We start from the raw sequence: 26,249 nt of genomic DNA, 5'->3' as shown, positions 1-26,249 counted from the left end.
TTTCGCCGGATGGCGGAAGATCAGCTCCGGCCGAACAGCCGTTCGATATCGGAGAGCTTGAGTTCGATATAGGTCGGCCGGCCGTGATTGCACTGGCCGGAGCCGGGCGTCGCTTCCATTTGCCTCAGAAGCGCGTTCATCTCCTCGGTGCGCATGCGCCGGCCCGAGCGCACCGATCCGTGGCAGGCCATGGTGGCGGCAAGATATTCGAGCCGGCTCGTCAGCCCGCTGGCGGTATCCCATTCGGCAAGCTCGTCGGCGAGTTGGCGCACCAGCCCGACGGCATCCATCTCGCCGAGCATCGCCGGTGTTTCGCGCACGGCGATCGCGCCGGGACCGAAGCGCTCGATCGCCAGGCCCAGGCGGGAAAACTCCGCCGCATGCGCCATCAGCCGGTCGCAGTCGTCCTCGGGAAGGTCGACGATTTCAGGGATCAGCAGCGCTTGGGCGGCAACTGGCCGCGAATGCAGCGCCGTGCGCATCGCCTCAAAGACCAGTCGCTCGTGGGCGGCATGCTGGTCGACGATGACGAGGCCGTCGTCGGTCTGGGCGACGATATAGTTTTCGTGCAGCTGCGCGCGAACGGCGCCGAGCGGAAAGGATTGCGGCGCAGCCGGTTGCGGGGTCTCTTGTGCCGGTACGGGCGTCTCCCGCTCGAACGGGGTGGCGATGCGCGCCGAAGGGGCGGAAAACGCCGCAAAGCTCGCCTGCGGCGGTTCGCCGAGATGGCGCAGCATGGCGTCGAACTGTACCGGCCGCGAAGGGGAGGTCTCCGCGCTCCAGGGCTGCGGGCGATAATCGCCGGAGCGGAACGCCTGCATCATGCCGCGCGCGCCCGTGGTTGCGGCCCGGTCGCCTTCCCGTGTCAAGGCTTGGCGGATTGCGCCGATGATCAGCCCGCGGATGAGGCCGGGGTCGCGGAAGCGCACGTCGGACTTGGCCGGATGCACGTTGACGTCGACGAGCGCGGGGTCGAGCGTGATCGACAGCACGGCGACCGGATAACGGCCGCTCGGGATCGTTTCGGAATAGGCGGCCCGGATCGCCGACAGCAGCATTTTGTCCTGCACCGGACGGCCGTTGACGAAGATGTACTGCTGCAGCGAGTTGCCGCGATTGTAGGTCGGCACCCCGGCAAAACCGGTCAGTTCGACGTCTTCCCGCGCCGCGTCGATCTCGATCGCATTGTCGCGGAAATCCTTGCCGAGCACTTGCGCCATGCGCGCCAGCCGGTCGTCGCCGGTCGCCGGGAATTCGAGCGTCGAGCGGTCGCTTCCGGAAAGCACGAAGCGAACTGCCGGGAAGGCGATCGCCATGCGGCGCACGACTTCGGAGATCGCCGCCGCTTCCGCCTTCTCGGTCTTCATGAATTTCAGTCGGGCAGGGGTGGCGAAAAAGAGGTCGCGCACTTCGACGACGGTGCCGGTATTGGCCGGCGACGGGCGGACCACCTCGGTCTTGCCGCCGGTGACCGCGATGACCGCGCCCTCGCTGGCGCCGGCCGTGCGCGTCGTGATCGACAGCCGGGCGACCGAGCCGATCGACGGCAGCGCCTCGCCGCGGAAGCCGAGGGTACGGATGTCGAACAGGCTGTGGTCGAGCTTCGACGTGCAGTGCCGACGAACGGCAAGCTCGAGGTCACCAGGCGTCATGCCCGAACCGTTGTCGGTGACGCGCAGCAGCGTCTTGCCGCCGCCGGCGGTCGCGATCTCGATGCGGGTCGCGCCAGCGTCGAGCGCATTCTCGATCAGCTCCTTGGCGGCGCTGGCGGGGCGTTCGATCACTTCGCCGGCGGCGATCTGGTTGATGAGGGTTTCTGAAAGCTGCTTGATGGCCATGGCCCATTTTCCGGGATTCGCCGAGGAAACGGAAGGGGGAACGGTATCTCGTCCCCGATCACGCGCGCATGCGGCCATCGCCCTTGAAAAAGGAGCAAGGGTTTAATCGGCCCTTAACACTCTGCTGCGATTTTCCACAACAACCTGAATGATCACGGGTTTTGTCTTTTGAGCCTTGCGGCGTAGCTGGACGCCGCACTCCCACCGCTCGAAGAGACGCCTGCCAAGGCCTCCCCAGCATGTCCCGAAATGAAACCGCCGCTGCAACGCCGCGCGTCCAGTTCAGACGCGGCAGGCCGTTGCGGCACTTTGAATGGCTGCCTGTTCCTCCAGATCGACGGCGATCCAGGGACGCAGGCGGTAGGCGAGTGAGGACAGTGCTATGAGCGATGGGGCGCCGAGCGGCGCGGACATCAACAGGGTCATTCTTGAGTCGAGCTGCGACGCGCTCGGCATGGCTGTGCTTGTCTGCAGCCGGGACGATACCATTCTCTTTGCCAGCCGCACGATGCTGCAATATTTTCCGGTGCCGGCAGAAGCCTTGATGCCGGGCACGCGGCTGAGAGACTTTCTCGGCGCCGTCTATGATACCGGTGTACGCCCTGGCACCGTTCCGGAGAGCAGCCGCCGGCGCACCAACCGCGAGGAATGGATCGCCGAGCACATGGCGCTGCACTGGCGCGAGCGTTACGAGAGCGTCGAGCGCGCCGGCCGCACACGCTGGGTTTCGATGCGCAAGCGGCGACTGTCGAGCGGCATGGGCATCCTGTCGATCAGCGACGTCTCCGATCAGAAGAAGCGTGACGAACAGCTCCAGACGGACCTTGAACGGGTCGAATTGACCGAGCAGATCCTCGACGCCCAGCCCAATCCCATCTGCGTCAAGGACCGCAACCTCAATTACATCGCGGTCAACAAGGCCTTCTGCCTGATCCATGACCTAGCGCAGGATGCCATCCTCGGCCGGTCGGCCTGGGATCTGGTCGAAAGCGAGCTGGCGGAGCGGTTCGAACAGTCCGACCGCATGGTGCTCGATACGGGCAAGCCGCATTCGCAGGCCGAGCACATCGTGCGCGCCGATGGCAGCGATCTCTGGGTGCTGACCCGCAAGTACCGCGTCGGCATGCCCGGCCGCCATTTCGTCGTGACCTGCATGAACGACGTGACCGATATCGCCGTCTGGTATCAAAACGGCGAGGCGCCCCAGGCCGCCGCCAGCCTGCAGATCCGTGACTACAGCATCTTCGCTGCGGCGCAGAATTTCTACGATCCCTTCCGGGCGCTGAATGTCCAGCAGCTCGTCGAGGCGGGGTCGATGATCGAAACCTTGCCCGCGCGCGGCCTTCGGGTCCTTCTCGCGACGGACGATCGAGAGCTGGAGGAGCGGCTTGTCGCCCGGCTGCGTGGGTCCGGGCTCGACGCCTGTGCCGTTCGCGATGCCGACGAACTGCACGCTTTCTGCGTCGCCGTCGACGAGGCGGGGCTGAAGCTCGATATCCTGTTGCTCGACACGGCCTTTCCGGAAAGGCAGAAGATCGCCGCCGCCTGGCGCGACAGTCCGATCCTGCCGGTATCCGCCGACCACGACGGCGCCGCGGTGCTTGCGGAAGTCTTCCGTGTCTGCTCCGAGCGAGCGGGTGTCGCGCCGCAACCGGAATGGTCGCTGTCGTTCGAGGCCGAGGAGATCGCACCGCCGCCGCCGGCGCCGCAGGTCGATGTGCTTGTCGCCGAGGACAACCAGATCAACCAGTTCGTCTTCAGCCAGATTCTCGAAGGGCTCGGCGTTTCCCACCGGATCGCCGCCAACGGTCGGGAGGCCGTCGAACTCTGGCACGAACTGCAACCGGCCCTTGTGCTGATGGATGTGTCGATGCCGGTCATGAACGGCTTTGACGCCACCGTTGCGATCCGGGCGGCCGAGAAGGGGCGCGGACAGAAAACACCGATCATCGGGGTGACTGCCCAGGCTTTGGACATCGACCTGCAGCAATGCAAGGCGTCCGGCATGGACGACCATATCATGAAGCCGGTGAGCCCCGACATGATCGAGGCGGTGTTGCGGAAATTCATGCCCGTGAAGGCAATACGAACGGCAGGTTGAGTGAAAAGCGTGTCAACTCGCTAGAATTGGGGAGGCTAATGGCAAATCTTGGAGCGGCGCGATATCGGATTGTTAACCGCCGATTGCGATCGTCTGCGCCGAATTGCCGTTAAAGTGTAGAGCCCCATCCGTATGCATCGCATCCACCTCGCTGCCCAGGCCCCGGTCGTGTCGGAAAGGCACAGCCGGTTTGCGCCGTGGTGCGGGCTGGCGCCGGCGACAAGGGCTGTCGGCCGCTCTTTCTGCCTGGTGCATGGGGGATGGCGATGATGACAGCGGAAACGCCCTACCACCGCATTGGCCGCGAGGTACCCGCCGTCCGGGGCGATGTCGATCCGCTGACCGGGCTCGGCAACGCCCGTTGCCTGCGCAAGAGCGTGCTCGATCTTGCCGAGGAACGGGCCAGCGACCCGGCCCCGTTCACCATCGGCCTTGCCAATATCGACGGTTTCAAGCCGATTAATGACCTGTTCGGGCCGGAGGCAGGCGACGAGATCCTCTGCCAGGTGGCGTATCGCCTGAAAGCCTGCGCGCCCGAAGGCGCCACGATCACCCGTTTCGACAGCGATGAATTTGCCTTCGTCCTGCCGCTCATCTTCGAGCGCAAGGGTGCGGAAAAGATCGGGCAGATGCTGAAGGAGGTGCTTTCGGCCCCCTTCGATCTCGGCGACCGCCACGTTCGCCTTTCCGCCTCCTTCGGCTTCGCCGTCTATCCCTTCGCGGGCGAGGTGTTCGAGGATCTCCTGAAAAGCGCCGATACCGCACTCTATCGTTCGAAGCGCCGCGGCCGCGGGCAGATCACCGTCTATTCGCAGGAGATCGCCCAGGAGATGAAGCGCGCGACGCAGCTCGAACAGGCGCTGCGCAACGCCATCATCGCCAACGAGGTCGACGTGCACTTCCAGCCGATCGTCGACCTGCGCAACGACGCGGTCGTCGGTTTCGAGGCCCTGGCGCGCTGGTGCGATGCCGATCTCGGCTATGTCTCGCCGGCGGTATTCGTGCCGCTCGCCGAAGAGCGCGGCTTCATCGATTCGCTCGCCGAGGTGCTGCTGCGCAAGGCGGCCCATGCGGCGCTCTCCTGGCCGAAGGAGCTGTTCCTCTCCTTCAATCTCTCCTCGGCGCAGCTCATGGACCCGACGACCAGCCGGCGCCTGCTGGCGATCATCAGCCAGATCGGCCTCGACCCGCGGCGCCTGGAGCTGGAGATCACCGAGACCGCCGTGATGGCCGACGCGGATATCGCCCAGAAGATCGTCGCGGAACTGCGCGCCGCCGGCGTTCGCGTCTCGCTCGACGATTTTGGCACCGGCCAGTCCAGCCTCGGGCGCCTGCGCGACTTCTCCTTCGACAAGGTCAAGATCGATCGCGCCTTCGTCTCGCGTATCTCCGCCGATCGTGCCTCCGAGCACATCATCAAGGCGATCGTGTCGATGTGCGAGGGCCTTGAGCTCGAGGTCGTCGCCGAAGGCATCGAGGACTTCTCCGAGGCCTTGAAATTAAAGGCGCTCGGCTGTGGCCTGGGCCAGGGCTATTTCTACGGAAAGCCCGCCGATGCGGTGGCGACAATGCGCTATCTCGCCGATCGCTACCGCGATCTCCCCGCCCAGGCCTGACCCGGGTTAACCCTCGGTTCCAGACAGTGCGGCGCGGTCGCGCCGACCCTCGTCCAGCAGCCAGTCACGCACCCTCTTGGCCTGCGCATTCAGTTCGCGCGATCGCGGCCAGACGACGTAGAAGGCAAGCCCCGTCTTCAGCACGTGTCCGGCGACCGGAACCAGCGCGCCAGAGCGGATCTGCGGATAGATCAGGTGCTCCCAGCCGAGCGCCACGCCTTCGCCTGAAAGCACCGCCTGGATCACCAGGACATAGTCGTTGATCGAGAGCCGCCGCCCCTGTTCGGATAGGCAAGGCCGGCGCTTGAAAACCATTCGGTCCAGTCGCAGGCGCGGCGAACCGGTTCTTCCAGATGGATGAGATTGTGCCCCAGCAGGTCGGCGGCCGTCTTCGGCAGGCCGTGCCGCTCGATATAGGCGGGCGTGGCGACCGCGTTGACCACCTCGTCGGCGAGGAGGGCGGCATGGTAGCGTGGCCAATGGCCAGGGTCGCCGCCGCGAATGCCGAGCGGGATCGGTTCTTCCTCGAGATCGAGGTCGCGCACGCTGGTCTGGATCCTGAGATCGATTTCCGGCAGGTCCTCGCGCATGCGGTTGAGGCGGGGCAGCATCCACATCGAGGCAAAGGCGGTCGATGCCGCAAGCGTGACATTGGTTTCGCGGCCCTTGGCGCGGATGTCCTCCGCCGACTTCTGGATGCGCGACAGGCCGACGGACACGTCGGCATGGAATTTCTCACCCGCCTCAGTCAGTTCCACGGCCCGGTGTACGCGATGAAACAGCGGCACGCCCAGCTGCTCCTCGAGACCGCGCACGGCGTAGGAGACTGCAGCCTGGGTCATGCCGAGCTCGTTGGCAGCGCGGGTGAAGTTCTGGTGTCGGCCCGCGGCCTCGAAGACGATGAGGCTTGCGGCGGACGGGAGCAGGCGGCGCAGGTTTTCCATAAATCACGCTTATAGCATGGATCGAATTTTTCCAGCGTTACAGTGGAATTTTTCGCCCATAGCATCATCTGAGATGATGGGAGGATATGGGCATGGATACGGAATTGGCAACGGACCAGGCGGCGCCGAGACGGACGCGCGGCACACGGTCGAACCGGCGCGAGGGCGCAGGACGCAGCCTCGGTGTTCCCTACATCACCAGAAACATTCCGACCTACGATATCCTCGGCGAGGAAAGCCTGCTTCGGATCGAAGCGGTCGCCGATCGAATCCTTGCCGAAGTCGGCATCGAGTTTCGCGACGACCCGGTTTCTCTCGATCACTGGCGAAGGGCTGGCGCGAAGGTCGACGGCGTCCGGGTGACCTTTGAGCCGGGCATGCTGAAGGAGATCGTCGCCTCGGCGCCGCGGCAGTTTACCCAGCATGCCCGCAATCCGACCCGCAATGTCGAGATCGGCGGCAACAACGTCGTCTTCTCGCCGGCCTATGGCTCGCCCTTCGTCATGGACCTCGACAAGGGCCGGCGCTACGGCACGATCGAGGACTTCCGCAACCTGATCAAGCTGGCGCAGTCGAGCCCTTGGCTGCACCATTCCGGCGGCACGATCTGCGAGCCGGTCGACGTGCCGGTCAACAAGCGCCACCTCGACATGGTCTACAGCCACATCAAATATTCCGACCGCGCCTTCATGGGTTCGATCACGGCGGAAGAGCGTGCCGAAGATTCGATCGAGATGGCGCGCATTCTTTTTGGCCGCGATTTGGTCGACCGGAACTGCGTCATCCTCGGCAATGTCAACGTCAACTCGCCGCTCGTCTGGGATGGGACGATGACGAAGTCGCTGCGCGCCTATGCGCGGGCAAACCAGGCGGCCGTCATCGTGCCCTTCATCCTCGGCGGCGCCATGGGGCCGGTCACCAATGCCGGCGCCATTGCCCAGTCCTATGCCGAGACGCTGGCCGGCTGTGCGCTGACCCAGCTCGAACGCAAGGGGGCGCCGGTCATCTTCGGCAACTTCCTGTCGTCGATGTCGCTGCGCTCGGGCTCGCCGACCTTCGGCACGCCGGAGCCGGCGATCGGCAGCATGGTCGTCGGCCAGCTTGCGCGCCGGCTCGGCCTGCCGCTGCGCTGTGCCGGCAATTTCTCCAATTCGAAGCTGCCGGATGCACAGGCGATGCAGGAAGGCGCGATGTCGATGCTGTCGGCGGTGCATTGCGGCGCCAATTTCATCCTGCATTCGGCCGGCTTCGTCGATGGGTTGCTCGCCATGTCCTATGAGAAGTTCGTGATGGACACGGACTTCTGCGGCGCGCTGCATTCCTATCTTGCCGGTGTCGTCGTCGACGACAATACGCTGGCCATGGACGCCTTCCTGCAGGTCGGTCCCGGCAGCCATTTCCTCGGCTGCGACCACACGATGCGCAACTACCAGACCGCCTTCTGGGACACCGCGCTCTCCGACAACGAGCCCTTCGAGAAATGGGTCGAAGAGGGCGAGACGGACATGGCGACGCGCGCCAACCGCGCCTGGAAGAAGACGCTTGCCGAATACGAAGCGCCGCCTTTGGACGTGGCGATCGACGAGGCCCTGGTCGACTATGTCACGCGCCGCAAGGAGAGCATGGCCGATGCCTGGTACTGATCGGGGCCGTCGCCAGCCGCAACATTCATGCGGGCATCTATGATGCCCTGCGCTATGGCGCGCTCGTCTGAAGACGCCAAGAGCGGCGGTGTCTACCGCCGCTCCCTGCGCACTCAGCAAAACCTGATACCGATCACTGCTGCGGCTGAACCGGTGCCGTACCGGTCGAAGAGGTCGTCGACGTGTCAACCGGCTGGTTGGCGTTCTGCTCGGCGATCTTCTGCGACTTGGTCTTGAATTGCGGAGCCGCCTTCAGCGTGTCGACCGTCTCTGTCGTCGTCAGCTTGAGCGCATCCGTGTTCGGCTGCTCGGCGATCGTGATGCGATCGAACGGAACGGCCACGTCCTTCTCGCCGAGACCCAGGAAGCCACCGACACCGATGACCGCCGCTTCGACACCGCCATCCTTCTTGATGATCAGGTCGTTGATCTCGCCGATGCTTTCGTCGCCCGCGTTATAGACGCTCTGTCCGATATAGGTGCTGGCGGCGATCTGGTCGCTTGCCTGCTCGGTCAGATAGGTCACGTCGGACTTCGCAACGTCGGCAGGCGCTTCACCGGCAGCCGGAGGGGTCATCGTCTGGGCTTCAGTTGCCGGAGCCTCGGTCGTCGGGGCCGGCTGCATCGTTTGCGGCTGATCCATCGGCTTGGTTGCATCCTGCGCGTAAGCGACCGGGGCGACAGCAAGACCCGCGAGAAGCGCGCCAGCCGCGACGGTTGTTACGAGTTTCTTGGTCATGTCAAACTGCCTTTCCTTGACATTTTCGATCAAGGCACGGGCCTGGCTTTTGCCAGTTTTCGCCGCGCCCGGTGATGCCAAGTCAACGCCCGGGCGTCGAAACAGTTCCGGAAAAAATAGTCAAATCGTCTGTTCCTCGTACCTGCGCACGTTCAACAGCGGGCCGCGCTGAAAAAATTCGGCGGTAGATTTGTTCCTTCCGGCGGAATTGGCTTTTTATTCTCAGGGTGGTTATTTTAGTAATTTATAATCATCTCCTGTTCGTTCATGGATTCTTGATTGTTCTTACCGATACTTGCGGGAGGGACAGGAACAGCGTTCAGCTTCTTTCATCCTGTTACCCGGGATGTTTCATGATGGTATTTCCGCAGCGGTTTCTCTCCGTTTCCTTTCTGTCTGCACTCGCGCTGGCCGGTCTCGTCTTCATCGAGCGCAATCTTTTCGGCGTTCGTTATTTCTCCGAACGGGTGCCGGAGGTGGCGCTCTATAACCTGTGGCATGCCTTGGTTGCGCTGAGCCTCTCGCTTGCGGCAGTTCAGGGACTTACCCGCGATGTGGCCGGCTTGGGCGCGCCGGTGCTGCGATTGGCATCGCGCCGTGAACTCTGGGTCTGTGCGGCGACATGGACACTTGCGACCTCGATGGCCTTGGCATTCTTGCTCGACCCGCTTGGCTTCAGCCTCCTTGCGCGCGAAGACGGCCTGGTCGAATGGCTGTCGGCGCTGCTGATCTTCGCGGCGAGCGGATTTTTTGCTGCAGTGTCGGTTGGCCAGATCAGGGCCGCTCGCTCAGGCGAAGGGCGTGCAGCCTGGATTGCGGCGGGCTTTGCAGCACTTCTCGCCTTCGTCTTCTTCGTGATCGGCATGGAGGAGATATCCTGGATGCAGCGGGTCTTTGGTATCGCCACGCCGGATGGCCTGCTCGCGCTCAACAAGCAGCAGGAACTGAACCTGCACAACATCTCCACCGGCCTTTCCGAATTGCTCTATTACACCGGCAGCTTCTTCCTGCTGACGCTTGCGCCCTTCATCTGGCTCTATCTTCGCAAGAGCATCAGCCTCGGCAGGCTCGATGCCTTCGCGCCAAGTGTGCTGGTGCTGGTGGCGAGCGCCCCGATGGCCGCCTTCAACAGCGACAACTGGAGCATGCTGCCGACGCAGATGATGGTGATGATGACCGTGATCATATTGCTGGTGATCGCGGACATGGCGCTGAGGGCAGGGCATTGGCGCGAGTTCATCGTGCTGACCGCCGGCGCCATTGTGATCGTCGCCATCCAGCAGCTGTTTGTCCTCAAGGCACCGTCGCTCGTGCGCCTTTGGGACCCGACCGAGTACAAGGAGCTTTTCATTGCGCTCGGTCTTGCCATCTACGGCTTCGAGACCTGGGCACGGCTGCGTTCGCGCGCCACGAACCGCTCGTCAGGGCCCGCATTCGGCTCCCGTCCGTTGCCCAAATAAGAATACCCCGCCGGAGCGGCGGGGTATCAAACAGGTCTGATCGGAAGCTCCTGCAGAACCGTCAGTGGCTTTCGCGCAGCACTTCGCTGCCGCTGCCGCCGACGAGGAAGTCGAGGTCCGCGCCCTTGTCGGCCTGGAGCACCGTGTCCTGGTAGAGCTTGTAGTAGCCGCGGGTCCATTTCTGCGGCGGCGCCTGCCAGGCGGCCATGCGCGTCGCAAATTCTTCCTCGCTGATCATCAGGTTGAGTTCGCCCTTCATCGCGTCGAGGCGGATGCGATCGCCGGTCTTGACGATCGCGAGCGGCCCGCCGGCATTCGATTCCGGGCTGACATGCAGCACCACGGTGCCGAAGGCCGTACCCGACATGCGGGCGTCGGACACGCGCACCATGTCGCGCACGCCCTTTTCGACGAGGCGCCGCGGGATCGGCATGTTGCCGACTTCGGCCATGCCCGGGTAGCCCTTGGGGCCGCAGCCCTTGAGCACCAGGATCGTGTCTTCCGTCACCGGCAGGTCCGGATCGTCGATCTTCGCCTTCAATTCCTCGATCGTCTCGAAGACATAGGCCGGCCCTTCGTGCACCAGCAGATGCTCGCTGGCCGCCGACGGCTTGATGACGGCGCCGTTCGGCGCAAGATTGCCCTTGAGCACGCGGATCCCGGCGGCAGCTCGCAAAGGATTGTCGAGCGGACGAATGACGTCGTCGTTGTAGACCTCGGCATCTTCCCAGTATTTGCTGATCGGCACGCCAAAGACCGTCGGCGCATCGGCATGCAGCAGGTGCTGGATGCGGTTCATCACCGCTGGCAGGCCGCCGGCATAGGCAAGATCCTCGATCAGATACTTGCCCGACGGCATACAGTTGACGATGCACGGCACCTGGCCGCCGACCCTGTCGAAATCCTCGAGACAGAGATCGACGCCGGCACGGCCGGCAATCGCCAGCATGTGCACGACCGCGTTGGTCGAGCCGCCGACGGCGGCGTTGGCGATGATGCCGTTCTCGAAGTTCTTCCTGGTCAGCACTTTCGACAGGCGCAGGTCTTCATGCACCATCTCGACGATGCGTTTACCCGTCATGTGCGACAGCGCCATGCGGCGGGCATCGACGGCCGGAAGGGCCGCGTTGGTCGGCAGCGACAGGCCCATGGCTTCGACGATCGAGGCCATGGTGGTGGCGGTGCCCATGGTCATGCACACACCCGGCGAGCGCGACATGCCGCTTTCGGCCGCCATGAATTCCTGCATGCTCATGTCACCGGCACGCACGGCCTCGGAGAATTTCCAGACATCCGTGCCGGAGCCGATATCCTTGCCCTTCCATTTGCCGTTCAGCATCGGGCCGGAGGAGACGACGATCGTCGGCAGGTCGACGGAGGCAGCACCCATCAGCTGACCGGGCGTGGTCTTGTCGCAGCCGCCGAGCAGAACGACGCCGTCGATACCGTAGGCGCGGATCGCCTCTTCGACATCCATGGCGAGCAGATTGCGAAACAGCATAGCGGTCGGGCGCATCTGTGTCTCGCCAAGCGAGGACACCGGGAACTCGACCGGAAAACCGCCGGCCTCCCAGACGCCACGCTTCACGCCCTCTGCCAGAATGCGCAGGTGGCTGTTGCAGGGCGTCAGCTCCGACCAGGTGTTACAGATTCCGATGATCGGACGGCCGTCGAAAACGTGGTCCGGAAATCCCTGATTCTTCATCCAGGAGCGGTGGATGAACCCATCCTTGTCGGTGCCGCCGTACCAGTGACGGCTGCGCAGTTCTTTCTTCTTGTCGCTCATGCGAGCTTCCTCCTCACCATGCGATCAAACGCGTGGCTGAATTGTATGACTTTTTATTGACGCTTCGCCAAGCCGTTTCCGTTCAGAGACGGAAAGACGGTTCAAACCGGCCCTTGACGCTGATGCCGAGGTCGAAGGTCTTGCCGGCATGGGGGTCTGCGGCGCGGGCGGCGTCATCCAGGTCCTGCCAGGCGGACGTCACCAGCATGCGGTCGGCTTTCGGCCCGATAAAGGCCGTGCAGCTCGGCTGCGTCGTCGGCATGGCGTAGCGTGCGATTCGCGCGCCGTCGGGCCCGTAGACGTCGACCGTGCCGCTGCCCCAGCGGGCGTTCCAGATCAGTCCGTCGGCGTCGCACACCGAACCGTCGATGCCGCCAGCTTCGCCACTGCCGTCGACGAGCAGGCTCGGTTCGCCCTTCGGCAGGCCGGTCTCGGCATCGATGTCGACGCGCATCAGGTGGTTGATGTCGGTGTCGACGAAATAGGCGATGGTTCCATCCGGCGAGAAGCAGATGCTGTTGGGAATGGTGACCTTGTCGTAGAGCTTCGTCACCCTGGTACCGGCCACGTGATAGATCGCGCCGGCGCCCTTCTCGGCGCTGCGGCCCATCGTGCCGATCCAGAGCGACCCGGACGCATGAACGCGGCCATCGTTCGAGCGATTGCCAGGGTTGTTCTCGAGCGTGGTGAGCAGGCTGAAGGCGCCGGTCTGCGTGTCCCTGACAAACAGCCCCTGGTCGGTCGCGATCAACTGCCGGGCCGGGTCGATGACGGCGAGAACGCTGCCGAGGAAAGGCAGGGCGTGCACGCTCTTGCGACCGCTTTCAAGGTGCAGTTCATGCAGTTCCTGGCCCTTGATGTTGAACCACCAGGCGGTGCCGGTGGCCGGGTCATAGGTCGGACCTTCGCCGAGGATCGACGTCGCTTCGCAAAGAATGCTGCCGGAAAAGGGGATGGAATCGCTCATCAGCGTGCTCCGTAGACGGCGTCGTAGGCCTTGATGGTGGTAACGGCGCGTTCGCGGACGTCAGTGGCGCTCATGCCGGGCTTGTAGAGGCTCGAGCCGAGGCCGAAGCTGCGGATGCCGGCCTTGGCGTAGTCGCCGAAATTCGCATCGGAGACCCCGCCGACGGCGGCGATTTCCAGCTCGGGCGGCAGGATCGCGCGGATCGCGGTGATGCCCGACGGGCCGAGCACGCTTGCCGGGAAGAACTTGAGGCCGGTGGCGCCGGCTGCCGCGGCCGAAAGCGCCTCGGTCGGGGTAAGCACGCCGGGCATGGTGACCATGCCCTTCTTGGCAGCCAGCGAAATCACCGCCGGCTCCACGTTCGGGCTCACCATCAGGCGGCCGCCGACATCGGCGAGTTGTTCCACCTGCGCCGTCGTCAGCACCGTGCCGGCGCCGATCAGGCAACCCTCGGGCGCCATTTTCACGGCGGTTTCGATCGAGCGGAACGGATCGGGGGAGTTCAGCGGGATCTCGATCGCGGTGATGCCGGTTTCGATCAGCGCGCCGACGACGCCTTCGGTTTCCGCCGGCTTGAGGCCACGCAGGATCGCGATCAGCGGATATTTCATCGGCGGGAAGGGGATACGGTTCATGGAGGTGTCTTTCGTTCAGAGGGGCCAGATCGCCAGGGCGGCGGTCGAAAGGCCGGAGCGGACGGCGGTGTCGGCGTCGACGACCTGAAGCGGACAGTCGAGGCTTTCGAGCGCGGCTTGATAGAGCGTGCCGAGTGATCCGGAGGCGACGAGGCAGATGCTGTCGATCGTTTTGGCTGAAGCCAGCGCCCCGGCGATCTCGAGCCCGATCAGCGTGCCCGAAAGCAACGCCTTGGCGTCGGTCGCGCTCGCCCCGTGCAGCAGCTGCCCCGAGCGCGCACCGAAGATCAGGCTGGTGGCCAGCGCCGGATTGGTGCGTGCCTCCGCCACAGCCGCCGCAAAGACGGGATGATCGCCGGAAAAAGCGTGCGCGTCGGCGATCGAATGGCTGAGGATCGAGTGCTTGGAGATCACATCGAACAGTTCACCGGTCATGAAGGTGGAAAAGCCGCCGACGGCGCCGTCTTCGAGCCGCACCCATTTGCTGTGCGTTCCCGGCATGCAGACGAGATGCCGGCCGCGGCCGAGGTCGCCGGCGGCGCCGAGCAATTGCGTTTCCTCGCCGCGCATGACGTCCGGGTGGCGTTTGTCCCGTTGCGCGAGACCCGGCAGGATACGGATGTCACGATCGAGATCCGGCACCGCCACGGCATGGGAGGCGATATCGGCGAGCGCGGCCGGCGTATCGAGATAGCCGGCCTCGACCCAGCCCTGCTTGGCGCCGGCCATGCCGCAGATGATGGCGGGCAGATGACTTGGCGCATCGACGGCTGCCAGGTGTTTTTCGAGAATCGCGTGGAAGCCGGCCTTGTTCGCCGTCGTCATGCCTTCGCCGCTTCGGCACTCGGCGAGCACCGAGCCATCCTCGCCGACGATCCACAGCCGGAAGCTCGTCGTTCCCCAGTCGACCGCGGCATAATAGGCTGCCGTCATCACAGTGCGCCTCCATCGATAATCATTGTTTGCGCGGTCATGCCCGACGAGCATTCCGACGCGAGGTACAGGCAGGGGCCGACGAGATCGTCGGCGGTGAGGCTGCGCTTGAGGCATTGCCGTTGCTGCATGCCGGCGATTGCCGCGTCGCTCAGCCACAGGCGTTTCTGCCGTTCGGTGACGATCATGCCGGGCAGGATCGCGTTGACGCGGATGTTGTCGGGGCCGAGCTTTCCGGCGAGCGATTTGGTCAGGCCGACAATCCCGGCCTTCGCCGTCGCATAGGCCGGAATTTCGGCCATGTTGAGCAGGTAGGCGATCGACGAGAAATTGATGATCGACCCGCCGCCCGCCTGCCGCATATGCGGCGCAACCGCCTGGCTCATGAAGAAGAAATGCCTGAGGTTGACCGCCTGGCTCTCGTCCCAACTCTCTTCGGTTACGCTTTCGAGCGGCTGGCGATCGTCGCGCGCCGCGTTGTTGACGAGCACGTGGATCCCGCCGAGCGCGGTCGCCGCCGTTTGGGCGGCTATTCTTACCGCCTCGATATCGCGCAAATCGGCCGGAACATAGAGCGGCGCGGCGTCTGCCTTGGCGGCCAGCCTCTCGACGAGTTCGAGGCCTGCCCGTTCGTCAATGTCGACGAATGCCACTCGTGCGCCTTGGTCGGCGAAAGCCTCGACCAGGGTTGCGCCGATGCCGGAACCGCCGCCCGTTATCAGCACCGAGCGGTCCTTCAGATCATGAAACTGTGCCTTGGGCACCGGCATCTTGCTGTATTCCCCGTCAGGCCGTGTGGTGAATAGTTGTTCCAATATTTGGAACTTGATTTTATTATATGGAATTATCGCGTCGAAGCGTCTACCTTGTCAAGGTCGTGCGCCCAATCGCGCGACGACTGTCGGAAACAAGCGAGCGACGATGACCAGTGAAGCGGCAGGCGGAGTGGATGAGATGCGTGCGGAGGCGGGAACGGGCACGCTCGGCAAGGCGATGGCGGTGCTGGAAGCGGTCGTTACCGCCGATGGGCCGCAACGCTTTACCGATATTCTCGCCCGGTCCGGTCAGCCGCGCGGAACGCTGCACCGGTTGCTGAGCCATCTCGTCGAGGAAGGTCTGCTCGTGCAGCGCCGCGACCTTTCCTACGAGCCCGGCCTGCGGCTGCTGACGCTCGCCTACCGTTCCTGGTCTGCCAACCGTTTTCGCGACATTGCCGAGCCCCATCTCAGGCGCCTGCACGATCTGACGGGCGAGACCGTGCACCTTGGCATCCTGCGCGAAACCGAGATCGTCTATGTCGACAAGGTCGAGAGCCGCCAGACGGTGCGCATGAGCTCGCAGATCGGCAAGGCATCGCCGGCCTATTGCACCGGCATCGGCAAGGCGGCGCTGTCGTTGCTGGGACCGGCGGAACTGGAACGTCTCCTCGCCCGAACCGAGTTCCACGTCTTCACGCCGCACACCCATCGCTCGGCCGCCACCTTGCTGGCGGAGATCGAAGAGATCCGGCGCGACGGGCATGCCTTCGACCGCGAAGAGCACGAAACCGAGATCCGCTGCGTTGCAGCACCTATCCTCATCCCCGGCAGCGAACTGGCGGCCGGCCTGTCGGTAACCGGGCCCGCCTATCGCGTGACGATGGAGCAATTGTCGGCCTGGGCCGCAGCGGTGCGGGCGGCGGCCCGAGCGGTTGGCGAGGATGCGGCGATCCGTCTCGGACCCGGTCGCGGTGGACCTTGAATTCACTTTACGGTAAATTAGAAACATCGACTGGACGTGACGCGTCTCGCTCGATAGCTTTTAATATATCAGACTCAGGTTCGTGGATGGTCTTAGTCTGGTTCGGTTTTGGTATTGGTATAAATTTTTGACGTGATCTTCATGCGGCGTCAGCGGCCGGTTCCCGCATGGAACCGGATGTGGAGAAGGGCGGAAGATGATTGATTTCAGCGCGAATTTGTCGGCGTTGGCGCTTCCTGATGGACGCACCATCCGTGGGCCGATCTGTTGCGAGGAGGACCTCCGGCGCGTGATCGCCCAGGTGGCGGATGCCTATGGCTTCCGCGGCTTCCTGGTGCTTGCCATTCCGGAAACCGATAGCAACAGCCTGTCGGGCAATGCGCTGATGACGAACTACCCGGCCGCCTTTCTCAAGGGCTATGACAGTGCCGGCCTGATCAACGGCAGCCCGGTGATCCAGCGCCTCAGGCGCAGCACCATCCCCTTCACCTACGATGCGCACCAGCTCGCGCGCCGCCGGTCCGACGGCAAGGGCGATGCGGCGATCTGTGTGTTCGAGCAGGCGAACATGCCGCGGGGCCTCTATCTGCCGGTGCACGATGCGGGTGGTCACCGCGCCGCGATCGCCTTTGGCGGCGACCGCCCCGTGGTTTCCGGTGACGAGCTTCAGGAGCTCAACCTCTGGGCCGGCGTGCTCTACAGCAAGTACATGGAAGTCCGTGAGCGCGACAGGCGTGGCGCGGGAAGCCTCTCACGCCGCGAGGTCGAGTGCCTGCGCTGGGCGGCGGCCGGCAAGACCACCAGCGAGATGGCAAAGATTCTGGCGCTGTCCGAATATACGGTCAACCACTACCTCAACCGGGCAACGCGCAAGCTGGATTCGGTCAATCGCGTTCAGACCGTCGCAAAAGCCGTGCGCGCCGGGTTGATTAACTGATCGCCGGCACGCGTCGTGCGCGAGGCTGATGGTCGAATTGGCCGCAAAGAGGGGAAATACACAGACTTTTGGGTCGAGGCGGCAGGGAATTTCGATCATCTGTTGGCATTGGCAGGCCGCTCGGTCTATTTGATACGTGATGAATGCCATGGAACGCGCGAATGCAGGATACGATGACGACCGGGATGACTGACGCAGATCTGCCCCGGGGCGGCGATTTCGCGTCCGAGATCGCAAAGCTTGAGACCCAGTTTGATATCATCCGCTATATGCGGCGGATCACGCAGGTCTTTGGCTTCAAGACGTTTCTGATCTGCTCGATCCCCTCGATCGACGTGGAGCGCCTTGCTGCGAGCACTGTCATCTCCAACATGCCGGCTGAACTGCTGAACAAGTACGACAGCCTGTCGATGCTGCGCTTCAGCACCGGCGTGCGCCGGCTGCGCGAGACGACGACGCCGTTCCAGGTCACGCTCGCGGACTGGGAAGGTGAGGGCGGCAAGCCGGAATCGGCTGCCGAATACATCGCGATGCTGCGCGAGAACGGTATCTTCCAGGCAAGCTATTTCCCGGTCCACGATGCCGAGGGCGGCCGCGGCGCGGTCATTCTGATGGGCCCGCTGGTCGAGTTGCCGATGACTGTCACCATGGAACTGCAGATGATTGCAATCCATGTCTACAATCGTCTGGCTGAAATCGGCTCCGTTTGGAAGAGCAGTGGCGCCGCACTTTCCGAGCGCGAGATCCAATGTTTGAGTTGGACCGCTGCGGGAAAGACCAGCGCCGAGATCGCCGGCATCCTCGGGCTCTCCGAACATACGGTCAACCACTACCTCAACCACGTGACCAAGAAGCTCGACGCCGTGAACCGCACCCAGGCGGTCGTGAAGGCGATGAAGAAGGGCTACATCAGCTAGCCCTCTCGCGCCGAAGGGCCGCTTGCCGCTTCCGACGCGCCCTGTCTCCTTTGCGATCACGATTTCTGCCGCTATCGCCGCGTCAGTGTTCCAATCTCTGCGAGATCTCGCCTGCCGTCGGGGGCGACATGCTTCATCCTTGGACGGTTTGCAGACGGTTGCCCAGAATCTGGGCAGTTGCTCCGAGCGCTTCGGATGCCGTGAATTCTGCCATCTATCTGAAACTAATAGGTATTGTTGTCGGACATGAATCTGGCACGCATCCTGCATTTCTACTGGCATGTCCAGAGGGGACTAAAAAGAAGACAGCGCCCACGAAGGTCGCGACCGAAAGGGCCACTGCCCGCCTGAAAGGTGATCCCGGATGTACGGACACCAAGGGCGGGCGGTGGCCCTTGCTTTTTGCGTTATGTCGCATTGGCGAAGCGCCTGGCCTCGACTATCTAAGGGATAACAAAAGAATGAGAGGGCGCGATGCCGGAAGTCACGAAAGAAGTGGTGCTTGAAAAGCTGCGCACGGTGCGTGGTCCGGGCATGGAGGGCAACATCGTCGACCTCGGCCTTGTGTCCGACGTCTTCATCTCCGACGGAAAGGCCTATTTCTCGATCACCGTTCCGGCCGAACGCGCCAAGGAACTGGAGCCGATGCGGGCTGCAGCCGAGCGCGTGGTGCGCGACATTCCCGGGATCACGGCGGCGATGGTCGCCCTGACGGCCGACCGCAAGGCGGCGCCCGCCAGCGCGCCGGTGCAGCGCCCGCAGCCGCAGGCACCGTCCCATGCAGGCCACGCCCATGCCCCGCGTCCGGCCGGCGGACCGCCGGCCAAGGCCGGCATCCCCGGCGTCGGTGCGATTATCGCCGTTGCCTCGGGCAAGGGCGGTGTCGGCAAGTCGACCACCTCGGTCAATCTGGCGCTGGCGCTCAAGGCAAACGGCCTGAAGGTCGGTCTGCTCGACGCCGATATCTACGGTCCCTCGATGCCGCGGCTCCTGAAGATCTCGGGAAGGCCGCAGCAGATCGAGGGCCGGCTCATCCGCCCGATGGAAAATTACGGTCTCAAGGTCATGTCCATGGGCTTCCTCGTCGATGAGGAAGTGGCGATGATCTGGCGCGGACCGATGATCCAGTCGGCGCTTCTGCAGATGCTGCGCGAGGTTGCCTGGGGCGATCTCGACGTTCTCGTCGTCGACATGCCGCCCGGCACCGGCGACGCCCAGCTCACCATGGCCCAGCAGGTGCCGCTTGCCGGTGCCGTCATCGTCTCGACGCCGCAGGACCTGGCGCTGATCGATGCGCGCAAGGGGCTTGCCATGTTCCGCAAGGTGGAAGTCCCGGTGCTCGGTATCGTCGAGAACATGAGCTACTTCATCGCGCCCGACACCGGAAAACGCTACGACATCTTCGGCCATGGCGGCGCCCGCAAGGAGGCAGAGCGCATCGGCGTGCCGTTCCTCGGCGAAGTGCCGCTGACCATGGGAATTCGCGAGACATCGGACGCCGGGACGCCGCTGGTCGCGTCCGACCCGGCCGGCGAGGTCGCGCGTGTCTATCGCGATATCGCGACCAAGGTCTGGGAACAGGTTTCCGCGACGCGAGAGGACAAGAGCCGCGCCGCGCCGAACATCGTCTTCGAGTAGTTCCTCCCGAAGCGGCTCTGCCCGGCTGTCGGGCACGATTCGTTTTGCCCTTGATTCGGTTTTGATTTAAGCAAGCATGGGATAGGGTGGCGTCGAAACGGCGGCGCATGCCCGCGTGCCGGATTGCAAGGGGGCATTGATTTTGCGTTTGCGTTGCGCCATATGCCTTGCCGCACTTGCGAAGGTGCCCAACTTGACGCCCTCTCGCCGGAGATTTTGGCCTCCCGCGATGACTGAGTTGAAGACTTTGTCCTGACTGGCGGAACGTTCGATCCGATGGATCTCTATTGTGGGTATTTTGTGGCGCACGACCTTTCGCTTTCGCTGATCGGCACCCCGCATCGTTCCGTGGATCGGGATCGGTGCGCGGACGAAATGCATAAGCAAACCGACGTGTTGCAGCCGCCTTTGCGTGTCCTGGAAGGCGCGCGCTGCGCCGAGGCGTGCATGGCGAGGGCGGTTGCATGATCACCGGCTATTGCGCCGATGGCACGGCCGTCATCCTGACGCCGACCGAGCCGCCGGAGACGTTGCGTCCCGACATCATCTGGCTGGATCTGGTCGAGCCGAGCAAGGCGGAAGACCTGATGATGGAGACGCTGCTTGGCATCTCCATCCCGACGCGCGACGACCTCAAGGATATCGAGCCTTCGAGCCGTCTCTACATCGAGGAGAACGCCGTGTTCATGACGGCGTCGCTGGTCTTCCGTTCGGACACGGAAATACCCGGCCTGACGGATGTCGGCTTCATCCTGTCGGGCGACCGGCTCGTGACCATCCGCTATGCCGAGCCGCGGTCCTTTGCGCTGTTCAAGGCGTCGATGCATCGCTTCCCCGGAAACTGCCGCGACGGCGCGGTGGTTCTGACGCGGCTCCTGGAAACGATCGCCGACCGCACCGCCGAAATTCTCGAAGAGGCCGTGACGAAGATCGACGATCTGTCGATCGCCGTCTTCGGCGACAAGGCGGCCGGCAAGCGCCGCCCGCCGCACTATCTCGAGGCGCGCCTGCGCGACGTCGCCGGGCATCATCGTCTGGTCGCCAAGACCCGCGACAGCCTAGCCTCGCTCTCGCGCCTGCTGACATTTGTCTACACGGTGCCTCAGGTGCAGGACGACAAGGAAACGCGCGAGCTCTGCCGCTCGATCTCGCGCGACATCCAGTCGCTGTCCGAGCATGCCGGCTTCATTTCCGGCAACATTACCTTCCTGCTCGATGCATCGCTCGGCCTCATCAATGTCGAGCAGAACGCGATCATCAAGATCTTCTCGATCGCGTCGGTCGTGCTCCTGCCGCCGACGCTGGTCGCCTCGGTCTACGGCATGAACTTTCGCGTCATGCCGGAGTTGGAATGGCAGTTCGGCTATCCCTGGGCGATCGCGGCAATGGTGATATCGGCTGTGATCCCCTTTTTCTTTTTCCGCTGGAAAGGCTGGCTTTGACCGCCAGTAGGTTTGCATGACCCAATCGCATGCCCCTTCCACCCACGAGCCGAAGGATCTGCGCCGGCTGCTGGTCCTCGGGCTTGGCTCGATCGGTGTCGTCTATGGCGATATCGGCACCAGCCCGCTCTATGCCTTCCGCGAAGCGCTGCGCCCGGTTTCCCATGACGGTGTGACCGACGCGGAGATCATCGGTCTGATCTCGCTGATGATCTGGACGCTGACGATCATCGTCACGATCAAGTACGTGCTGTTCCTGTTGCGCGCCGACAACCAGGGGGAAGGCGGCACACTGTCGCTGCTTGCCCTGTTGATGAAGTCCGCCAACGGCCACGCCTCCATTCTCTTCTTCATGGGCATCGCCGGTGCGGCACTCTTCATCGGCGACGCGATGATCACGCCGGCCCTGTCGGTTCTTTCCGCGGTCGAAGGTCTGAAGCTGGTGACGCCGGCGCTGTCGGAATATGTCGTGCCGATCGCGGTGGTCATCCTGCTGATGCTGTTCGCCGTGCAATCCAAGGGCACAGCCGCGGTCTCCAACTTCTTCGGGCCGATCACGCTCGTCTGGTTCCTGGTGATGGGCGGCATCGGTTTCGTGCACATCGCCGACGACATGTCGATCTTCAAGGCCTTCAATCCCTACTATGCCGTGAGCTTCATGCTGAACGAAGGCTATGTCGGGATCATCGTGCTCGGCGCCGTCTTCCTGACGGTGACGGGGGCCGAGGCCCTCTATGCCGATCTTGGCCATTTCGGTCGCCGCCCGATCCAGTGGGCCTGGTTCCTGATCGTCTTTCCGGCGCTGACGCTCAACTATCTCGGGCAGGGCGCCTTCGTGTTGAAGAACCCGGAGGCCATGTCCGACCCGTTCTTCCTGATGTTCCCGAAATGGGCGCTGTTGCCTGTGGTCATCCTGGCGACGGCGGCCACCATCATCGCCAGCCAGGCGGTGATAACCGGCGCCTTCTCGCTGACGCGCCAGGCGATCCACCTCGGCTTCCTGCCACGCATGGCGATCTTCCATACGTCCGAAACCCATACGGGGCAGATCTATCTGCCGAACGTCAACACGCTTCTGATGTTCGGCGTCATGGCGCTGGTCTTCGTCTTCGGCTCGTCCGAATCGCTTGCCACCGCCTATGGCATCTCGGTGACCGGCGCGATGGTGGTGACGACAGTGCTTTCCTTCGAGTTTCTGCGCATGCGCTGGAACTGGTCGGCGCTGGCAGCGGCCGCCGTGCTGCTGCCGCTTTTCGCGCTTGAGTTCATCTTCCTCGGCGCCAACATGCTGAAGATCCACGATGGCGGTTATGTTCCGGTGCTGATTGCCGCCACCTTCATCATCATCATGTGGACCTGGCGGCGCGGCACCGAGATCCTGCACGCCAAGACGCGCCACATCGACATTCCGCTTGCAAGCTTCATCAAGTCGATCGAGCGCAAGAGCGAGCATGCGCCGGTGGCCGTGCCTGGCACTGCCGTGTTCCTGACGAGCGATCCGGAATCGACGCCGGCCGCGCTGCTCCACAACATCAAACATAACCACGTGCTGCACAATCAGAACTTCATCTTGACGATCCGCACGGCCAATACGCCGAAGGTGCCGAAGTCGGAACGGGTGAGCATGCAGCCGCTGTCGGACCGCTTTACATTGCTGGAAATACGCTTCGGCTTCATGGAAACGCAGAACGTCTCGCAGGCGCTCGGCCTCTTCCGCAAGTCGGGCCTGAAGTTTGACATCATGTCGACCTCCTTCTATCTCGGCCGCCGCAAGCTCGTGCCCGACGCCGAAAGCGGCATGCCGCACTGGCAGGACCGCTTGTTCATCGCCCTTGCCAATGCGGCGATCGACCCTTCGGACTACTTCCGCCTGCCGACCAACCGTGTGGTCGAACTCGGCTCGCACGTCATCATCTGACGCTCGCCCGGTGCCCAGCCGGGGCGGCGTGGAGCCCTGACACGCAGACGACCAAGCCGCCTTCTGATGGAGGCGGCTTCGTTGTCTTGTGGGGTGCCCGCCTTTCAGCGGTCGTGCATTAACCAAACATCAAGGTTAATGCTTCATTTTCAAAGCACGAACGAAGCGGTCCCGGCGAAGTGTCCGGCTGCTTGATTGTCTAATCTTCCCGCGCGGAATTCTCGACGCTGGCGCATCGCCGGCGCGGGCGAAGCCGTGCCGCCTGTTAGCGTTGCGTGGAGTCGGTTGGTGCGTAAGAGTCGGAACCTGCGTCGAAAGTCTCGCCTGAACCCGTCCGCCTTTATGGCGCCTGCGATCATCGGTCTTGCGCTCTATCTCGGCTTTCCCTCCGCTGCGGCCTATGCCGACCTTGCGACCTTCCTCTCCGGCATCAACCGCGGCGGCGAACGCTGGCGCATGTATATGACGCCGTCGCCGGCGGGCTCGATCCACGAAGCCGAGATGGTGTTTGTCGACCCGGTCACCACGGGCGCGCTTGACGGCGGCGCCGGTGTCACCATGCCCGACGGCAGCCGCGTCGCGCTGACGGCCGAAGCCAAACATTCGGGCACGCCGGATGAAGACCGCGTCAACCGTCATGCCAAGAAGGGGCGCGTCGTTGCCGTGACCCCCGTGACGCCGCCGAAGGACTTCTCCGCCGGCTCGATCCTGCAGCGCACGAGCTCCCTGATGGAGCCCAGCCTGGGGGAGGGGGAGAAGATGGTCTTCGCCAAGCCCCGCATCGAGGGCAAGGAGATCGAGATCGCCACCGCCTTCTACCGCAAGAAGCCACCAAAGACCGAGCCCGGCGTCTCGCCCATGCTGGCCAAGCTCGTTACCAACGATCGCCCCGACATTCTTGCGACTGCTTACGTCCGGCCCGAGCCGGACTATGCGCGTGAATCGCCCTTCGATTCGATTCTTCGTGAAGACAAGAACGCCGGCCGCTTCATTCCCGAGATCGCGCCGGACGATCACGCCTGGGCTGCAACTGCATTGCCGGGGACGGTTTTCACCAAGGAAGAGCAGACCTGCCTTGCCGAGGGCATTTATTTCGAGGCGCGCAGCGAACCGCTCAAAGGACAGGCCGCCGTCGCCCAGGTGATTCTCAATCGCGTGCGCAATCCCACCTATCCGAAGACCATCTGCGGCGTCGTCTATCAGAACAAGGCCTGGCGCAACCGTTGCCAGTTTTCCTTTGCCTGCGACATGATCCGCGACCTTATCTATTCCCGTTCGCACTGGAAGACCGCCAAGGAAGTCGCGATGGCCGTCACCGCCGGCAAGGTCTGGCTGCCGGAAGTGGGCTCTGCCACCCACTACCATGCGACCTACGTCAATCCGCCGTGGGCAAAGACGATGAAGCGGGTCGGCAAGATCGGCATGCACATCTTCTACCGCACCTATGGCGGCGGCTGGAGCTGATCGGCGCTTGGACGCGATTCCGCCGTCTTTGATGCCTGTGGGCAGAAGGGGAGATTCCCGCCGCTCTCCGGCAGGAATCCTGCGACGACCGTGTCGCAGATCGGTCGATGCGGCCTTAATTCATTGAATTTAATGGAAAATATTGTCCACGATCAAGCGCCCTGCATGCCTTGACTATGCGGGAGCCTAAAACTATGTTGCGCGCGACTTCAAATGGGGCCGAAACGTGGCTTGTGCGAAGGCCTATTGTATGACCGAAATCGCGGTCTGAGACCCGACAAGGACGACAAGGGAGTAGCCACGTGGCGGAGAAACCTGAAGACAGTCTGGAAGCGCGGCTGAAACAGCTCGGCGACAAGATTGAGGCCAAGAGGCCCAATGCGCCTGATGCAGCGGAAGCCAGGGCCGCCGAAAGCCGTAAGGGCTATGCGGCGGCGATGAAGCTCTCGAGCGAGTTCATCGCCGGCATCGTTGTCGGGGCGTTTATGGGCTATCTTTTGGACCACTTTGCGGGTACAGGGCCGTGGGGCATGATCGTCTTCTTGCTTCTCGGGTTCTGCGCTGGCGTGCTGAATGTGCTGCGCTCGGCCGGTATGGTGGCGACACCGGAAGCCGGAAGAGGCGGTTCTGGGAATGACAAGAAGGACGGAGACGCCCGCTGAGGCGTCGCCCCGAAGACAACGGTTTCCGCTCTCGGGCGGATAGAACGAAAGAGAAGCGCGGTGTCAAACGATCCGACCCACCAGTTCCTGGTCAATAAGATTGTCCCGATCGAGATTGGCGGAATGGACTTTTCCTTCACCAATGCGTCGCTGTTCATGGTTGCGACCGTTGGTGTTGCCGCAGGCTTTCTTTATCTGACGACGTCGCAGCGCGGTCTGATCCCGACCCGCATGCAGTCGGTCTCCGAAATGTCCTACGAGTTCATCGCCTCGATGCTGCGCGAAGGTGCGGGCAGCGGCGGCATGAAGTTCTTCCCGATGGTGTTCTCGCTGTTCATGTTCATCCTGACGGCGAACCTGCTCGGCATGATGCCCTACTTCTTCACGGTCACCAGCCAGATCATCGTCACCTTCGCGCTGGCGCTGTTCGTCATCGGTACCGTCGTTCTCTACGGTTTCTATAAGCATGGCTTCGGCTTCCTGAAGCTCTTCGTGCCGCATGGCGTTCCCGGCGTGCTTTTGCCGCTCGTCGTCGCGATCGAAGTCATCTCGTTCCTTTCCCGTCCCATCAGCCTCTCGGTCCGTCTCTTCGCCAACATGCTGGCCGGCCACATCACGCTGAAGGTCTTCGCAGGCTTCGTCACGTCGCTGAGCGCCCTTGGCGCGATCGGCATCGGTGGCGCCATCCTGCCGCTCATCATGACCGTCGCCATTACCGGTCTTGAGTTCCTCGTCTGCTTCCTCCAGGCCTATGTCTTCGCGGTACTGACTTGCATGTACCTCAACGACGCTGTCCATCCCGGAAGCCACTAAGGAATAACAGTCGCTTGCTTCCGGCCGGCCCTCCGCCGGAAGCGCAATCCTAAGCC

At 63.3% G+C, this 26,249-nt stretch carries 20 protein-coding genes and 1 pseudogene; 13 read left to right on the top strand and 8 right to left on the bottom strand.

All coding sequences use genetic code 11. The annotated features are described in order from the left end of the window. Positions 1-20: 20 nt before the first annotated feature. The gene (gene mutL / locus C1A35_RS13735; RefSeq protein WP_104664864.1) at positions 21-1,838 is read right to left on the bottom strand and encodes a DNA mismatch repair endonuclease MutL; all 1,818 of its coding nucleotides are present in this window, start codon (positions 1,836-1,838) and stop codon (positions 21-23) included. Between the two features lie 382 nt (positions 1,839-2,220). Between mutL and C1A35_RS13730 the strand changes: the two genes are divergently transcribed. Then, positions 2,221-3,939 carry a response regulator gene (locus tag C1A35_RS13730; RefSeq protein ID WP_104664863.1) on the top strand — a complete coding sequence of 573 codons (1,719 nt, stop codon included), beginning with the start codon at positions 2,221-2,223 and terminating at the stop codon, positions 3,937-3,939. 269 nt (positions 3,940-4,208) lie between these two features. Next, positions 4,209-5,555: a putative bifunctional diguanylate cyclase/phosphodiesterase gene (locus C1A35_RS13725; RefSeq protein ID WP_234822871.1), complete on the top strand. Its 1,347-nt coding sequence runs from the start codon at positions 4,209-4,211 to the stop codon at positions 5,553-5,555. 6 nt (positions 5,556-5,561) lie between these two features. Here C1A35_RS13725 and C1A35_RS13720 read toward each other — a convergent pair. After that, positions 5,562-6,499 (bottom strand): annotated as a pseudogene (locus C1A35_RS13720) (LysR substrate-binding domain-containing protein). A gap of 92 nt (positions 6,500-6,591) precedes the next feature. Between C1A35_RS13720 and C1A35_RS13715 the strand changes: the two are divergent. Then, on the top strand, positions 6,592-8,142 hold the full coding sequence (locus tag C1A35_RS13715) for a trimethylamine methyltransferase family protein (protein WP_104664862.1): 1,551 nt from the start codon (positions 6,592-6,594) through the stop codon (positions 8,140-8,142). A gap of 133 nt (positions 8,143-8,275) precedes the next feature. On the opposite strand, the gene C1A35_RS13710 is transcribed toward C1A35_RS13715, so the two are convergent. Then, positions 8,276-8,881, bottom strand: coding sequence for a PRC-barrel domain-containing protein (locus C1A35_RS13710; RefSeq protein WP_104665060.1), 606 nt, complete (start codon positions 8,879-8,881; stop codon positions 8,276-8,278). 353 nt (positions 8,882-9,234) lie between these two features. Here C1A35_RS13710 and C1A35_RS13705 point away from each other — a divergent pair, with 353 nt between their 5' ends. Then, positions 9,235-10,341 (top strand): hypothetical protein, encoded by a 1,107-nt coding sequence (locus tag C1A35_RS13705; RefSeq protein WP_104664861.1) that lies wholly within the window; start codon positions 9,235-9,237, stop codon positions 10,339-10,341. A gap of 61 nt (positions 10,342-10,402) precedes the next feature. Here C1A35_RS13705 and C1A35_RS13700 read toward each other — a convergent pair whose 3' ends face one another. The 5 genes from C1A35_RS13700 to C1A35_RS13680 all read right to left on the bottom strand — a co-directional run bounded on the left by C1A35_RS13700 (position 10,403) and on the right by C1A35_RS13680 (position 15,432). Further along, entirely contained in the window at positions 10,403-12,127 is a 1,725-nt protein-coding gene (locus C1A35_RS13700; RefSeq protein WP_104664860.1) for an IlvD/Edd family dehydratase, read from the bottom strand. 82 nt (positions 12,128-12,209) lie between these two features. After that, entirely contained in the window at positions 12,210-13,094 is an 885-nt protein-coding gene (locus tag C1A35_RS13695; protein WP_104664859.1) for an SMP-30/gluconolactonase/LRE family protein, read from the bottom strand. Continuing rightward, entirely contained in the window at positions 13,094-13,729 is a 636-nt protein-coding gene (locus tag C1A35_RS13690; RefSeq protein ID WP_104664858.1) for a 2-dehydro-3-deoxy-6-phosphogalactonate aldolase, read from the bottom strand. Before C1A35_RS13690 ends, C1A35_RS13695 begins: the two co-directional genes overlap by 1 nt. Before the next feature lie 15 nt (positions 13,730-13,744). Further along, on the bottom strand, positions 13,745-14,665 hold the full coding sequence (locus tag C1A35_RS13685) for a 2-dehydro-3-deoxygalactonokinase (RefSeq protein ID WP_199772929.1): 921 nt from the start codon (positions 14,663-14,665) through the stop codon (positions 13,745-13,747). Beyond that, a complete protein-coding gene (locus C1A35_RS13680) occupies positions 14,662-15,432 on the bottom strand; it encodes an SDR family NAD(P)-dependent oxidoreductase (RefSeq protein ID WP_104664856.1) in 771 nt (256 codons plus the stop codon). Before C1A35_RS13680 ends, C1A35_RS13685 begins: the two co-directional genes overlap by 4 nt. A gap of 151 nt (positions 15,433-15,583) precedes the next feature. Here C1A35_RS13680 and C1A35_RS13675 point away from each other — a divergent pair, with 151 nt between their 5' ends. The 9 genes from C1A35_RS13675 to C1A35_RS13630 all read left to right on the top strand — a co-directional run bounded on the left by C1A35_RS13675 (position 15,584) and on the right by C1A35_RS13630 (position 26,193). Beyond that, a complete protein-coding gene (locus C1A35_RS13675; RefSeq protein ID WP_199772928.1) occupies positions 15,584-16,402 on the top strand; it encodes an IclR family transcriptional regulator in 819 nt (272 codons plus the stop codon). Positions 16,403-16,598: 196 nt separating this feature from the next. Then, positions 16,599-17,339, top strand: a complete 741-nt coding sequence (locus tag C1A35_RS13670) for a LuxR family transcriptional regulator (protein WP_104664855.1) — start codon at positions 16,599-16,601, stop codon at positions 17,337-17,339. Between the two features lie 143 nt (positions 17,340-17,482). Beyond that, positions 17,483-18,256 (top strand): LuxR family transcriptional regulator, encoded by a 774-nt coding sequence (locus C1A35_RS13665; RefSeq protein ID WP_104664854.1) that lies wholly within the window; start codon positions 17,483-17,485, stop codon positions 18,254-18,256. A 474-nt stretch (positions 18,257-18,730) separates the two neighbouring features. Further along, complete coding sequence (locus C1A35_RS13660; protein WP_104664853.1) at positions 18,731-19,894, top strand: Mrp/NBP35 family ATP-binding protein; 1,164 nt, start codon at positions 18,731-18,733, stop codon at positions 19,892-19,894. A gap of 464 nt (positions 19,895-20,358) precedes the next feature. Beyond that, complete coding sequence (locus tag C1A35_RS13650; RefSeq protein ID WP_104664851.1) at positions 20,359-21,336, top strand: magnesium transporter CorA family protein; 978 nt, start codon at positions 20,359-20,361, stop codon at positions 21,334-21,336. A gap of 16 nt (positions 21,337-21,352) precedes the next feature. Further along, the gene (locus C1A35_RS13645) at positions 21,353-23,254 is read left to right on the top strand and encodes a potassium transporter Kup (protein ID WP_104664850.1); all 1,902 of its coding nucleotides are present in this window, start codon (positions 21,353-21,355) and stop codon (positions 23,252-23,254) included. Between the two features lie 342 nt (positions 23,255-23,596). Next, positions 23,597-24,718 (top strand): cell wall hydrolase, encoded by a 1,122-nt coding sequence (locus tag C1A35_RS13640; protein WP_104664849.1) that lies wholly within the window; start codon positions 23,597-23,599, stop codon positions 24,716-24,718. A 302-nt stretch (positions 24,719-25,020) separates the two neighbouring features. After that, positions 25,021-25,380, top strand: a complete 360-nt coding sequence (locus C1A35_RS13635) for an AtpZ/AtpI family protein (protein ID WP_104664848.1) — start codon at positions 25,021-25,023, stop codon at positions 25,378-25,380. Between the two features lie 60 nt (positions 25,381-25,440). After that, on the top strand, positions 25,441-26,193 hold the full coding sequence (locus tag C1A35_RS13630) for a F0F1 ATP synthase subunit A (RefSeq protein WP_104664847.1): 753 nt from the start codon (positions 25,441-25,443) through the stop codon (positions 26,191-26,193). The last annotated feature ends 56 nt before the right edge of the window (positions 26,194-26,249 follow it).

The organism is Ensifer adhaerens (assembly GCF_002940685.1).
GTDB classification, from domain to species: domain Bacteria; phylum Pseudomonadota; class Alphaproteobacteria; order Rhizobiales; family Rhizobiaceae; genus Ensifer; species Ensifer adhaerens_E.
The sequence above is the reverse complement of the archived record's forward strand: the minus strand, read 5'-3'. Positions and strand labels throughout refer to the sequence as shown.

Excerpts from the sequence above, each read along its gene's own strand:
- mutL (WP_104664864.1), bottom strand. The coding sequence starts at position 1,838 with ATGGCCATCAAGCAGCTTTCAGAAACCCTCATCAACCAGATCGCCGCC.
- C1A35_RS13730 (WP_104664863.1), top strand. The coding sequence starts at position 2,221 with ATGAGCGATGGGGCGCCGAGCGGCGCGGACATCAACAGGGTCATTCTT.
- C1A35_RS13725 (WP_234822871.1), top strand. The coding sequence starts at position 4,209 with ATGACAGCGGAAACGCCCTACCACCGCATTGGCCGCGAGGTACCCGCC.
- C1A35_RS13715 (WP_104664862.1), top strand. The coding sequence starts at position 6,592 with ATGGATACGGAATTGGCAACGGACCAGGCGGCGCCGAGACGGACGCGC.
- C1A35_RS13710 (WP_104665060.1), bottom strand. The coding sequence starts at position 8,881 with ATGACCAAGAAACTCGTAACAACCGTCGCGGCTGGCGCGCTTCTCGCG.
- C1A35_RS13705 (WP_104664861.1), top strand. The coding sequence starts at position 9,235 with ATGATGGTATTTCCGCAGCGGTTTCTCTCCGTTTCCTTTCTGTCTGCA.
- C1A35_RS13700 (WP_104664860.1), bottom strand. The coding sequence starts at position 12,127 with ATGAGCGACAAGAAGAAAGAACTGCGCAGCCGTCACTGGTACGGCGGC.
- C1A35_RS13695 (WP_104664859.1), bottom strand. The coding sequence starts at position 13,094 with ATGAGCGATTCCATCCCCTTTTCCGGCAGCATTCTTTGCGAAGCGACG.
- C1A35_RS13690 (WP_104664858.1), bottom strand. The coding sequence starts at position 13,729 with ATGAACCGTATCCCCTTCCCGCCGATGAAATATCCGCTGATCGCGATC.
- C1A35_RS13680 (WP_104664856.1), bottom strand. The coding sequence starts at position 15,432 with ATGCCGGTGCCCAAGGCACAGTTTCATGATCTGAAGGACCGCTCGGTG.
- C1A35_RS13675 (WP_199772928.1), top strand. The coding sequence starts at position 15,584 with ATGACCAGTGAAGCGGCAGGCGGAGTGGATGAGATGCGTGCGGAGGCG.
- C1A35_RS13670 (WP_104664855.1), top strand. The coding sequence starts at position 16,599 with ATGATTGATTTCAGCGCGAATTTGTCGGCGTTGGCGCTTCCTGATGGA.
- C1A35_RS13665 (WP_104664854.1), top strand. The coding sequence starts at position 17,483 with ATGCCATGGAACGCGCGAATGCAGGATACGATGACGACCGGGATGACT.
- C1A35_RS13660 (WP_104664853.1), top strand. The coding sequence starts at position 18,731 with ATGCCGGAAGTCACGAAAGAAGTGGTGCTTGAAAAGCTGCGCACGGTG.
- C1A35_RS13650 (WP_104664851.1), top strand. The coding sequence starts at position 20,359 with ATGATCACCGGCTATTGCGCCGATGGCACGGCCGTCATCCTGACGCCG.
- C1A35_RS13645 (WP_104664850.1), top strand. The coding sequence starts at position 21,353 with ATGACCCAATCGCATGCCCCTTCCACCCACGAGCCGAAGGATCTGCGC.
- C1A35_RS13640 (WP_104664849.1), top strand. The coding sequence starts at position 23,597 with ATGGCGCCTGCGATCATCGGTCTTGCGCTCTATCTCGGCTTTCCCTCC.